This is a genomic window from Streptomyces bobili (genome assembly GCF_002154575.1).
Classification (GTDB): Bacteria; Actinomycetota; Actinomycetes; order Streptomycetales; family Streptomycetaceae; genus Streptomyces; species Streptomyces bobili.
The window spans coordinates 1-11,545 of the sequence record NZ_MUBA01000307.1 but is presented as its reverse complement, the minus strand read 5'-3'; the positions used below and the strand labels follow the sequence as shown (position 1 = coordinate 11,545).

9 protein-coding genes, 1 tRNA gene and 1 pseudogene are annotated in these 11,545 nt (G+C 68.9%); 7 read left to right on the top strand and 4 right to left on the bottom strand.

The genetic code is table 11. The annotated features are described in order from the left end of the window. The 4 genes from BZL64_RS24195 to BZL64_RS24180 all read left to right on the top strand — a co-directional run. Positions 1-647, top strand: a 647-nt coding sequence (locus BZL64_RS24195) for a branched-chain amino acid ABC transporter permease (RefSeq protein ID WP_086771305.1), incomplete at its 5' end; no start/stop codon positions are given. A 5-nt stretch (positions 648-652) separates the two neighbouring features. Next, positions 653-2,479, top strand: a complete 1,827-nt coding sequence (locus tag BZL64_RS24190; RefSeq protein ID WP_086771304.1) for a branched-chain amino acid ABC transporter permease — start codon at positions 653-655, stop codon at positions 2,477-2,479. Positions 2,480-2,484: 5 nt separating this feature from the next. Next, positions 2,485-3,384 carry an ABC transporter ATP-binding protein gene (locus tag BZL64_RS24185; protein ID WP_086771303.1) on the top strand — a complete coding sequence of 300 codons (900 nt, stop codon included), beginning with the start codon at positions 2,485-2,487 and terminating at the stop codon, positions 3,382-3,384. Next, positions 3,381-4,097 (top strand): ABC transporter ATP-binding protein, encoded by a 717-nt coding sequence (locus BZL64_RS24180; RefSeq protein ID WP_086771302.1) that lies wholly within the window; start codon positions 3,381-3,383, stop codon positions 4,095-4,097. The genes BZL64_RS24185 and BZL64_RS24180 overlap by 4 nt, the downstream gene beginning before the upstream one ends. A gap of 92 nt (positions 4,098-4,189) precedes the next feature. Here the strand turns inward: BZL64_RS24180 and BZL64_RS24175 are convergent, their stop codons facing one another. Beyond that, positions 4,190-4,846, bottom strand: a complete 657-nt coding sequence (locus BZL64_RS24175; RefSeq protein WP_086771301.1) for an ANTAR domain-containing response regulator — start codon at positions 4,844-4,846, stop codon at positions 4,190-4,192. Positions 4,847-4,947: 101 nt separating this feature from the next. Here BZL64_RS24175 and BZL64_RS24170 point away from each other — a divergent pair. Continuing rightward, positions 4,948-5,030, top strand: a tRNA-Leu gene (locus BZL64_RS24170). A gap of 80 nt (positions 5,031-5,110) precedes the next feature. Next, positions 5,111-5,896: a helix-turn-helix domain-containing protein gene (locus BZL64_RS24165; protein WP_086771300.1), complete on the top strand. Its 786-nt coding sequence runs from the start codon at positions 5,111-5,113 to the stop codon at positions 5,894-5,896. Between the two features lie 7 nt (positions 5,897-5,903). Here BZL64_RS24165 and pyk read toward each other — a convergent pair whose 3' ends face one another. Continuing rightward, entirely contained in the window at positions 5,904-7,340 is a 1,437-nt protein-coding gene (gene pyk, locus BZL64_RS24160; RefSeq protein ID WP_086771299.1) for a pyruvate kinase, read from the bottom strand. Positions 7,341-7,495: 155 nt separating this feature from the next. After that, positions 7,496-8,191: an SIMPL domain-containing protein gene (locus tag BZL64_RS24155; protein ID WP_086771298.1), complete on the bottom strand. Its 696-nt coding sequence runs from the start codon at positions 8,189-8,191 to the stop codon at positions 7,496-7,498. A gap of 178 nt (positions 8,192-8,369) precedes the next feature. Between BZL64_RS24155 and BZL64_RS24150 the strand changes: the two genes are divergently transcribed. Then, positions 8,370-10,175 carry a bifunctional metallophosphatase/5'-nucleotidase gene (locus tag BZL64_RS24150; RefSeq protein ID WP_086771297.1) on the top strand — a complete coding sequence of 602 codons (1,806 nt, stop codon included), beginning with the start codon at positions 8,370-8,372 and terminating at the stop codon, positions 10,173-10,175. 67 nt (positions 10,176-10,242) lie between these two features. On the opposite strand, the pseudogene BZL64_RS24145 reads toward BZL64_RS24150, so the two are convergent. Continuing rightward, positions 10,243-11,543: pseudogene (locus BZL64_RS24145) on the bottom strand (lysine N(6)-hydroxylase/L-ornithine N(5)-oxygenase family protein). Between the last annotated feature and the right edge of the window lie 2 nt (positions 11,544-11,545).

The following is an 11,545-nucleotide window of genomic DNA, read 5'->3' as shown; positions in this document are numbered from 1 at the left end:
GTGCCCCCCGCCTCGCCCCCCTCATCACCGCCATCGGCCTCTCCCTGGCCCTGCAGCAGGCGGTCTGGGCCTGGTACCCGGAGGCCAAGTCGGCCCGCACCTTCCCCCAGATCGAGGGCGGTCCCTTCCACATCGGCGACGTCACGATCCAGACCGGTGACGTCTTCCTGCTCTCCGCCGCCCCCATCAGCATGGCCGTCCTCGCCTACTTCGTCATGAAGACCCGCACCGGACGCGGCATGCAGGCCACGGCGCAGGACCCGGACACCGCGAAGCTCATGGGCGTCAACACCGACCGCATCATCGTGGTCGCCTTCGCCCTCGGCGCCGCCTTCGCCGCCATCGGCGGTGTCGCCTACGGCCTCAAGTACGGCCAGATCGACTACCGCATGGGCTTCATTCTCGGCCTCAAGGCCTTCACCGCGGCGGTCCTGGGCGGCATCGGCAACATCTACGGCGCCATGATCGGCGGCGTCGTCCTCGGCATCGCCGAGACCCTCGCCACCGCCTACATCGCCGACATCCCCGGCATGGACCAGTTCGGCAGCCAGTCCTGGGCCGACGTCTGGGCCTTCGTACTTCTCATCCTCGTACTGCTGTTCAGGCCACAGGGCCTGCTCGGCGAGCGCGTCGCGGACAGGGCGTGACACCGATGACCACACAGACCACCGCACCCGGGATCCCGGGCACCCCCGCATCCAAGACGGCCACCGGCCTCATCGGCATCCCGCCGCACCTCGGCCGCGCCCTCGCCACCGGCGGCGGCGCCCTCACCGTCGTCTCGGCGTTCCTCGCCTGGACCTGGACGTCCGCCTTCCCCGGCGACCTCACCGTCTACGGCTACCCCGGCGGCCTCCAGGTCCTCGCCCTCATCGGCGGCGCCCTCACCACCCTCCTCGGCCTGTCCTCCTACGGCGTGAAGGGACTGCGCTGGCTCACCCCGGCCGGCGCCGACGGCGCGATCAAGTTCGCCGCCCTCGCCACCTTCGCCACCGTCTGGTACACGGTCCTGGCGATCACCGCCGACCTCGGCGGCGTCGTCAACCTGGAGCCCGGCGGCTTCATCGCCGCCATCGCCTCACTGGCCGCTCTCCTCGGCGCTCTCGCCCTCCCCTTCGAGCGGCCCGAGCCCGAACCGTACGACCCGGACGACACCGGCTGGGAACTGTTCCGCCACCGCCTGCGCGCCGGCCGGGACATCACCAAGGCGACCTTCGCCGGCGGCACCGCCCGCCCCGTCGGCACCCTGCCCTCCTACGCCGAGATCCTGATCATCGTCGCCGTCCTCGGCCTCGGCCTCACCGTCTTCACCTACGGCATCGGCACCGAGTACGACGAACTCTTCATCGGCTTCCTGATCACGGCCGGCTTCGGCTTCGCCGCACTCAACAAGTCCGGACTGATCAGCCAGGCCTCCCAGATCACCGCCCGGCACCAGAACATCACCATCTGCGGCGCCTTCGTCGCGGCGGCGATGTTCCCCTTCACCCAGACCGACGACCAGTACGCCACCGTCGGCGTCTACATCCTGATCTTCGGCACCGTCGCCCTCGGCCTCAACATCGTCGTCGGCCTCGCCGGCCTCCTCGACCTCGGCTACGTCGCCTTCCTCGGCGTCGGCGCCTACGCCGCCGCCATGGTCTCCGGCTCCCCCAACTCGCCCTTCGACGTGCAGTTCCCCTTCTGGGCCGCCGCACTCGTCGGCGCCGGCGCCTCGCTCGTCTTCGGCGTCCTCATCGGCGCCCCCACCCTGCGCCTGCGCGGTGACTACCTCGCCATCGTCACCCTCGGCTTCGGCGAGATCTTCCGCATCACCGCCAACAACCTCGACGGCACCTCCGGACCCGACATCACCAACGGTTCCAACGGCATCTCCTCCATCCCGAACCTGAACATCCTCGGGTTCGACTTCGGAACCGAGCACGCCATCGCCGGCTTCACCATCGGCCGGTTCGCCAACTACTTCTTCCTGATGCTCCTCATCACCGCCGTCGTCGTCCTGATCTTCCGGCGCAGCGGCGACTCCCGCATCGGCCGCGCCTGGGTCGCCATCCGCGAGGACGAGACCGCCGCCCTCGCCATGGGCATCAACGGCTTCCGCGTCAAGCTCATCGCCTTCGCCCTCGGCGCCTCGCTGGCCGGCCTGGCCGGCACCGTCCAGGCCCACGTCACCTACACCGTGACCCCCGAGCAGTACCTCTTCGCCGGTCCCATCCCGCCCAACTCCGCCTTCCTGCTCGCCGCCGTCGTCCTCGGCGGCATGGGCACCATCAGCGGACCCCTCATCGGCGCGGCACTGCTCTTCCTCATCCCCAACAAGCTCCAGTTCCTCGGCGACTACCAGCTCCTCGCCTTCGGTCTCGCACTCATCCTGCTGATGCGCTTCCGCCCAGAGGGCCTCATCCCCAACCGGCGCCGCCAGCTCGAGTTCCACGAGGACGCGGAAGCACCCACCGTCCTCCCGAAGGCAGGGGCCTGACCACGATGACCACCACCGACACCACCACCAAGACGGCCCCTGTCGGCGAGACCGTCCTCGACGCCCGCGGTGTGACCATGCGCTTCGGCGGCCTCACCGCCGTCAACGACGTGAACCTCACCGTCAGCCGCGGCGAGATCGTCGGCCTGATCGGCCCCAACGGCGCCGGCAAGACCACCTTCTTCAACTGCCTCACCGGCCTCTACATCCCCACCGAGGGAGAGGTCCGCTTCAAGGACAAGGTCCTGCCGCCCCAGTCCTTCAAGGTGACCGCCGCCGGCATCGCCCGCACCTTCCAGAACATCCGGCTGTTCGCCAACATGACGGTCCTGGAGAACGTGCTAGTCGGCCGCCACACCCGCACCAAGGAAGGCTTCTGGTCCGCCATCCTGCGCGGCCCCGGCTTCCACAAGGCCGAGGCGGCCTCCCGCGAACGCGCCATGGAACTCCTGGAGTTCGTCGGCCTCGCCAAGAAGGCCGACCACCTCGCCCGCAACCTCCCCTACGGCGAGCAGCGCAAGCTGGAGATCGCCCGCGCCCTGGCCAGCGAGCCCGACCTGCTGCTCCTCGACGAGCCGACGGCCGGCATGAACCCGCAGGAGACGCGGGTGACCGAGGAACTCGTCTTCGCCATCCGCGACCAGGGCATCGCCATCCTGGTCATCGAGCACGACATGCGATTCATCTTCAACCTGTGCGACCGCGTCGCCGTCCTCGTCCAGGGCGAGAAGCTCCTCGAGGGCGACAGCGCCACCGTCCAGGGCGACGAGCGCGTCATCGCCGCCTACCTCGGCGAGCCCTTCGAGGGAGCGCCCGGCGCCGAGGAGGTCGCCGAGGTCGAGGCCGCCGAGACACAGGCCGAGACCACGACGGACGCCGCGCCCGGCAAGGAGAACGACCGATGACCGCACTGCTCGAAGTCGAGGACCTCCGGGTCGCCTACGGCAAGATCGAAGCCGTCAAGGGCATCTCGTTCAAGGTCGAGGCCGGCGAGGTCGTCACCCTGATCGGCACCAACGGCGCCGGCAAGACCACCACCCTGCGCACCCTGTCCGGCCTGCTCAAGCCGGTCGGCGGCCAGATCAGGTTCAACGGCCGCTCGCTGAAGAAGATCCCCGCCCACAACATCGTCTCGCTCGGACTCGCCCACTCCCCCGAGGGGCGGCACATCTTCCCGCGCATGACGATCGAGGACAACCTGCGGCTCGGCGCGTTCCTGCGCAACGACAAGGCGGGCATCGAGAAGGACATCCAGCGCGCCTACGACCTCTTCGCCATCCTGGGCGAACGTCGCAAGCAGGCCGCGGGCACCCTCTCCGGCGGTGAGCAGCAGATGCTGGCGATGGGCCGCGCGCTCATGTCCCAGCCGAAGCTGCTGATGCTGGACGAGCCGTCCATGGGTCTGTCCCCGATCATGATGCAGAAGATCATGGCGACCATCGTGGAGCTGAAGGCCCAGGGCACCACGATCCTGCTCGTCGAGCAGAACGCCCAGGCGGCCCTGTCGCTGGCCGACCACGGCCATGTCATGGAGATCGGCAAGATCGTCCTGTCCGGCAGCGGCCGGGACCTCCTGCACGACGAGTCCGTCCGCAAGGCGTACCTCGGCGAGGACTGAGCCCCAGCCCTGCCCCGCCTACGACGAGGCCCGCGCCCCCCGGTTCGATCGGGGGCGCGGGCCTCGTCGTAGGTATAGGGGACGGGCGTCGGCTATCCCTTGGACGCCTTCTTCTCGTCGGCGTCCTGGATGACGGCCTCGGCGACCTGCTGCATGGACATCCGCCGGTCCATGGACGTCTTCTGGATCCACCGGAACGCGGCCGGCTCGGTCAGTCCGTACTCGGTCTGGAGGATCGACTTCGCCCGGTCGACGAGCTTGCGGGTCTCCAGGCGCAGGGTGAGGTCCGCGACCTCGTTCTCCAGCTCGCGCAGCTCCGTGAAGCGGGAGACGGCCATCTCGATCGCCGGGACGACGTCGCTCTTGCTGAAGGGCTTCACCAGGTAGGCCATGGCGCCTGCGTCGCGGGCGCGCTCGACGAGGTCGCGCTGGGAGAAGGCGGTGAGCATGAGGACGGGCGCGATGCGCTCCTCGGCGATCTTCTCGGCGGCGGAGATGCCGTCCAGCTTGGGCATCTTGACGTCGAGGATGACCAGGTCGGGCTTGTGCTCACGGGCGAGTTCGACGGCCTGCTCGCCGTCACCGGCCTCGCCGACGACGGTGTAGCCCTCCTCCTCCAGCATCTCTTTGAGGTCGAGGCGGATCAGCGCCTCGTCCTCGGCGATGACGACACGGGTCGTCAGCGGAGGCACGTGCGACTTGTCGTCGTCGGGCGCGTCTACGGGCTGGGGCGACTCGGGGGCGGTCACGGGGGCTCCTTGTTGCGGGCCGGGCAGGTACTGCTGCCTAGGCAGCCTACCTAGCGGCGGGCAAGTGCGGTGACCCGGTATGCTTCCGATCAGCCAAGCCTGCCGGGTTGGTGGAATGGCATACACGGATGTCTCAAACACATCTGCCCGAGAGGGCTTGCGGGTTCGAGTCCCGCACCCGGCACCGTTAAGCGGAAGATCTCGTTCGCGCGGTCTTCCGCTTTTTGCTGCACATGGCCACCATCGCTCACTCAGAGTATCCGCATGGTGTTGCACGGAACCGAGGTCCGACAAAAGGCCGTCACGTTGCTGCGCGACGGCGCTCGGAACGCTGACGTAGCTCGCCAGTTCAACATCCCTCTGGGCACAGTCAGCTATTGGAAGCACGTGGACCGCGCCAAACGCGGCGAGTGTCCCGGCCACACCCAACTACCGTGCCCTCGATGCGAAGACGCCCTGGACTCCGCCGCCTACTCCTACCTCTTGGGCCTCTACCTCGGTGACGGCCACATCGTCCAGAACCGCGTGATGCGCGTACCCAGCCTGTCCATCTCGTGCGCGGATGCCCATCCCGGACTCATGGACGAATGCGAGCAAGCCATGCGGTCAGTCTTCCCGGGAAACTCTGTCTGTCGGGTTCGCCGGAAGGGCTGTCACGAGGTGAAGCTCTACTCCAAACACCTCTGGTGCCTCTTCCCTCAGCACGGCCCCGGAAAGAAGCACGAGAGGCCCATCACGCTCGAGCCTTGGCAGCAAACCATCGTCGACGCCCAATCCTGGGACTTCGTCCGGGGTCTCATCCACTCCGACGGATGCCGTACCACCAACTGGACTGAGAAGACCATCGGCGGCGAGCGCAAGCGCTACGAATACCCCCGATACTTCTTCACCAACGTCTCCGACGACATCCGGAATCTCTTCACCGACACCCTCGAAAAGCTGGGCATCGAGTGGACGCACTGCACCCGCAACGGGAACCCCTACAACATCTCCGTTGCCAAGAAGGCACACGTCGCCCTACTCGACACCCACGTAGGACCCAAGCACTGACCCACCCCTACTCAGGACCGTCGTCCTCCCCGATGTGGTGCACCCGCACCAGGTTCGTCGAGCCCGACACCCCCGGAGGCGAACCGGCCGTGATGACCACCGCATCCCCCTTCTGACACCGCCCGTACTTCAGCAACAGCTCGTCGACCTGGTCGACCATCGCGTCCGTCGAGTCCACCTGCGGGCCGAGGAAGGTCTCCACGCCCCAGCTCAGGTTCAGCTGGGAGCGGGTCGCCGGTTCCGGGGTGAAGGCGAGGAGGGGGATCGGGGAGCGGTAGCGGGAGAGGCGGCGGGCGGTGTCGCCGGACTGGGTGAAGGCGACGAGGAACTTCGCGCCCAGGAAGTCGCCGATCTCCGCGGCGGCCCTGGCGACGGCGCCGCCCTGGGTGCGGGGCTTGTTGCGTTCGGTGAGGGGCGGGAGGCCGGCCGCGAGGATGTCCTCCTCGGCCGCCTCGACGATCTTCGCCATGGTGCGGACGGTCTCCACCGGGTACCTGCCGACGCTGGTCTCGCCGGAGAGCATCACCGCGTCGGTGCCGTCGATGACCGCGTTCGCCACATCGCTCGCCTCCGCCCTCGTGGGGCGGGAGTTCTCGATCATCGAGTCGAGCATCTGGGTGGCGACGATGACGGGCTTGGCGTTGCGCCTGGCCAGCTTGACGGCGCGCTTCTGGACGATCGGGACCTGTTCCAGGGGCATCTCGACGCCGAGGTCGCCGCGGGCCACCATGATCCCGTCGAAGGCGGCGACGATGTCGTCGATGTTCTCGACCGCCTGCGGCTTCTCGATCTTGGCGATGACGGGCAGCCGGCGGCCTTCCTCGTCCATGATCCGGTGGACGTCGAGGATGTCCCGGCCGCCGCGGACGAAGGAGAGGGCGACGACGTCGAAGCCGGTGCGCACGGCCCAGCGGAGGTCCTCCTCGTCCTTCTTGGAGAGGGCGGGGACCGAGACCGCGACTCCGGGCAGGTTGAGGCCCTTGTGGTCGGAGATGATGCCGCCTTCGAGGACTCGGGTGCGGACCCGTGGGCCGTCGACCTCGGTGACCTCCAGACATACCTTGCCGTCATCCACGAGGATGCGCTCGCCGGTCGACACGTCCACGGCGAGTCCGGCGTACGTCGTTCCGCAGATCCGGCGGTCGCCCGCGACGCCTTCCTCGACGGTGATGGTGAAGGCGTCGCCGCGTTCGAGGAGTACGGGGCCTTCCGCGAAGTGGCCGAGGCGGATCTTCGGACCTTGGAGGTCGGCGAGGGTGCCGACGCTGCGGCCGCTCTCGTCGGAGGCCTTGCGTACGTGCTGGTACCGCTCCTCGTGCTCGGCGTGGCCGCCGTGGCTGAGGTTGAAGCGGGCGACGTCCATTCCGGCTTCGACCAGGGCGGTGATCCGGTCGTAGGAGTCGGTGGCGGGGCCCAGTGTGCAGACGATTTTGACTCGGCGCATGAGTCGAGCCTATGTCTTACCGGGCGGTAGCGAATTGGGGCGACATGGCGCCTCAACGACCTTTCGATGAAGGGTTGTTGACAAGTGCTGAATTGTGCGGCCGACTGCTCGGATGAGCATCTGTTCGGCTGCCTGAATTCCTCGAACGGGTGAATTCACAGGTGCGGCGGGACCATGGTGAATTGCGCTTTCACTTCGGCACGCAGGCGGATCCGCTGCGGTTCGAGGTCGAGGGGCTCGGGTGGTGCGTCCTCGGTGGCGGCGGCGGACATCCGGAACGCCCGGCGGCCGAAGCCGGACCGGGGGCGGCCGGCCATGGATTCGGTGCCCAGGTCGGCCAGCTCGACGAGGGCGGCCACCGAGGTGCTCAGCGCCTCGGCGTACTCGTGCGCACGCCGTACGGCGTCCCGTACCGCCCGCTGCCGGACCTCACGGTGGGCCGGTGAGTCCGGGCGCAGTTCCCACCAGGGCCCGTCGACGCGAGTGAGGTCGAGGTCGGCGAGGCGGGTGGCGAGTTCGCCGAGGGCGGTGAAGTCGGTCAGCTCGGCGGTGATGTGGACGCGGCCGTGGTGGCTGCGGACGCGTTCTCCGCGACCGTGTTCGGTCAGTTCGGGGGTGACGGAGACGGCGCCGGTCGACAGGTCGGTGACGGCCTCGCCGTAGGACCTGACCAGCTCCAGGACCTCGGTGTTGCGGCGGGTGAGGTCGTCGAGGGTGGTGCGGCGGTCGCGGCCGCGGGCGGTGACGCCTATGCCGATGCGGGCGAGGTCGGGTTCCGCCTCGAAGGCGCTCTCGCCGCGGACGACGAGGAGGGGGACGTCGGGGGTGCCGTGGGCGGCGGGCGTGGCCATACGTCCCACTCTGGCAGGCCTTACCTCGGTATGGACGCGGTATCGCACAGCTCCGGTCACCAGATCGAAACCTCTGGGGGCTGTTGCCGTTTGCCGTGGCCGGGTCAGAATCTACGCGCGTTCGTCTGCGCGCGTCCCCTGTCTACGCGCGTCATTGGTCGTTCCCGAGGAGCACAGCATGCCGTTGAACCGCCGGAAGTTCCTGAAGAAGTCCGCCGTGACCGGGGCGGGGGTGGCGATCGCGGGCGCGGTCGCGGCGCCGGCGGCGCAGGCGGCGGTGCCCGGGAAGCCGGCCAGGCCGGCCAAGCGCTACTCGCTGACCGTGCTGGGCACGACGGACCTGCACGGGCACGTCTTCAACTGGGACTACTTCAAGGATGCCGAGTACACGGACGCCAAGGGCAACGCGCAGGGCCTGGCACGCATCTCGACCCTGGTGAACAGGATCCGCGCCGAGAAGGGCCGGGAGAACACGCTGCTCCTGGACGCCGGCGACACGATCCAGGGCACGCCGCTGACGTACTACTACGCCAAGGTCGACCCGATCACCGCCAAGGGCGGTCCGGTGCACCCGATGGCTCAGGCGATGAACGCGATCGGGTACGACGCGGTGGCGCTGGGCAACCACGAGTTCAACTACGGCATCGAGACGCTCCGCAAGTTCGAGGAGCAGTGCGACTTCCCGCTGCTGGGCGCCAACGCGCTGGACGCCAAGACGCTGAAGCCGGCCTTCCCGCCGTACTTCATGAAGACGTTCTGCGTGAAGGGCGCGCCGCCGGTGAAGGTGGCGGTGCTGGGGCTGACCAACCCGGGTATCGCGATCTGGGACAAGGCGTACGTGCAGGGGAAGCTGACCTTCCCGGGCCTGGAGGAGCAGGCGGCGAAGTGGGTGCCGAAGCTGCGGTCGATGGGCGCGGACGTCGTCGTGGTGTCGGCGCACTCGGGCTCCTCGGGCACGTCGTCGTACGGTGACCAGCTTCCGTACGTCGAGAACTCGGCGGCGCTGGTGGCGCAGCAGGTGCCGGGGATCGACGCGATCCTGGTCGGGCACGCGCACGTGGAGATTCCGGAGCTGAAGGTCGTCAACGCGAAGACCGGGAAGACGGTCGTGCTGTCGGAGCCGCTGGCGTACGCGGAGCGGCTGTCGCTGTTCGACATCGAGCTGGTCTTCGCCAAGGGCCGCTGGAGTGTGGAGTCGGTGGCGGCGTCGGTGGTGAACTCCAACACGGTCGCCGACGACCCGAAGATCACCAAGCTGCTGTCCGACGAGCACGCCAAGGTCGTGGCGTACGTCAACCAGGTGGTCGGCACCGCGACCGAGACGCTGACGACGGTCGACGCCCGCTACAAGGACGCGCCGATCATCGACCTGATCACCAAGGTCCAGGAGGACGTGGTGAAGGCGGCTCTGGCGGGCACGTCGTACGCGTCGCTGCCGGTGATCGCGCAGGCCTCGCCGTTCTCGCGGACCTCGGAGATCCCGGCCGGCGAGGTGACGATCCGGGACCTGTCGAGCCTGTACGTGTACGACAACACGCTGGTCGCGAAGCTGATGACGGGCGCGCAGCTGCGGGCGTACCTGGAGTACTCGGCGGAGTACTTCGTGCGGACGGCGCCGGACGCGGTGGTGGACGTGGAGAAGCTGACGAACGCCGGTGGCCGTCCGGACTACAACTACGACTATGTGTCGGGGCTGTCGTACGACATCGACATCGCGCAGGCGGCCGGGTCGCGGATCAAGAACCTGACGTACGGCGGGGCGGCGCTGGACGACGCCCAGCAGTTCGTGCTGGCGGTGAACAACTACCGGGCCAACGGCGGTGGCGCGTTCCCGCACGTGGCGTCGGCGCAGGAGCTGTGGGCGGAGTCGACGGAGATCCGGACGCGGATCTCGGAGTGGGCGACGGCGAAGGGTGTGCTGGACCCGAAGGACTTCGCGTCGGTGGACTGGAAGCTGACGCGCGAGGGTACGCCGGTGTTCTAGGCGTCGGTGTCCGGGGGACGGTGTTCCGGGGACGGTGGGGAAGGCTTCCCACCGTCCCTTCGTCGTGTCACCGGCCTTCGAGGAGCGGCGTGAAGGTCGAGGGCCGGCGGGCCGGTGGGATGTGGGGCTGGGGGTCGAGGCCGAAGGTGGTGAAGGCGGTGCGGCGCGGGAGGGGGTAGTTCTCCTTGCCGGTGAGGGTGTTGAGGACGGTGGCGCCGCGCCAGGCGGCGAGGCCGAGGTCGGGGGCGCCGACGCCGTGGGTGTGGCGTTCGGCGTTCTGTACGTAGACGTGGGAGCCGGTCGCGGTCACGGACGGGTCGAGGACGAGGCGGAAGTGTTCGTCGACGCGGGGGCGTTCGGCGCTGTCGCGGCGGAGGTAGGGGTCGAGTCCGGCGAGGATGCGGTCCAGGGGGCGTTCGCGGTGGCCGGTGGCGAGGACGACGGCGTCGGTGGTGAGGCGGCTGCGGGTGTTCTGCCGGACGTGTTCCAGGTGCAGTTCGATCTTGGTGGTGGCGATCCGGCCCGCGGTGCGGACGCGGACGCCGGGGGTGAGGACGGCGTCGGGCCAGCCGCCGTGCAGGGTGCGGCGGTACAGCTCCTCGTGGATGGCGGCGAGGGTGTCGGCGTCGNNTAGCGGGTGTGGTCGGGGGTGAAGTGTTCGAGGCCGAGCTTGGAGTACTCCATGGGGGCGAAGGCCTCGGTGCGGCCGATCCAGTGGAGGCGTTCGCGGCCGGCGGGGCGGTGTCGCAGGAGGTCGAGGAAGACCTCGGCGCCGGACTGGCCGGAGCCGACGACGGTGACGTGGTCGGCGGTGAGGAGGGCGTCGCGGTGGTCGAGGTAGTCGCAGGCGTGCAGGACGGGGACGCCGGGGGCGTCGGTCAGGGGGCGCAGCGGGTCGGGGACGTAGGGCTCGGTGCCGATGCCGAGGACGACGTTCCTGGCGTAGGTGCGGCCGAGGGCTTCGGCTTCGCCGTCGGCGTCGAGCTGGGTGAAGTCGACCTCGAAGGTGTCGCGTTCGGGGTTCCAGCGGACGGCGTCGACCTGGTGGCCGAAGTGGAGTGCGGGGAGGCTGTCGGCGACCCAGCGGCAGTAGGCGTCGTATTCGGCGCGGTGGGTGTGGAAGCGCTCGGCGAAGTAGAAGGGGAAGAGGCGCTCGCGGGTCTTGAGGTAGTTGAGGAAGGACCAGGGGCTGGTGGGGTCGGCGAGGGTGACGAGGTCGGCGAGGAAGGGGACCTGGACGCGGGCGCCCTCGATGAGGAGTCCGGGATGCCAGTGGAAGGCGGGGCGCTGTTCGTAGAAGACGGCGTCGAGTTCGGCGAGGGGGTGGGCGAGGGCGGCGAGGGAGAGGTTGCTGGGGCCGATGCCGATAC

Bases quoted from the DNA above. Each gene is read 5' to 3' on its own strand.
- BZL64_RS24190 (WP_086771304.1), top strand. From the start codon at position 653: ATGACCACACAGACCACCGCACCCGGGATCCCGGGCACCCCCGCATCC.
- pyk (WP_086771299.1), bottom strand. From the start codon at position 7,340: ATGCGCCGAGTCAAAATCGTCTGCACACTGGGCCCCGCCACCGACTCC.
- BZL64_RS24165 (WP_086771300.1), top strand. From the start codon at position 5,111: ATGGTGTTGCACGGAACCGAGGTCCGACAAAAGGCCGTCACGTTGCTG.
- BZL64_RS24155 (WP_086771298.1), bottom strand. From the start codon at position 8,191: ATGGCCACGCCCGCCGCCCACGGCACCCCCGACGTCCCCCTCCTCGTC.
- BZL64_RS24150 (WP_086771297.1), top strand. From the start codon at position 8,370: ATGCCGTTGAACCGCCGGAAGTTCCTGAAGAAGTCCGCCGTGACCGGG.
- BZL64_RS24180 (WP_086771302.1), top strand. From the start codon at position 3,381: ATGACCGCACTGCTCGAAGTCGAGGACCTCCGGGTCGCCTACGGCAAG.
- BZL64_RS24185 (WP_086771303.1), top strand. From the start codon at position 2,485: ATGACCACCACCGACACCACCACCAAGACGGCCCCTGTCGGCGAGACC.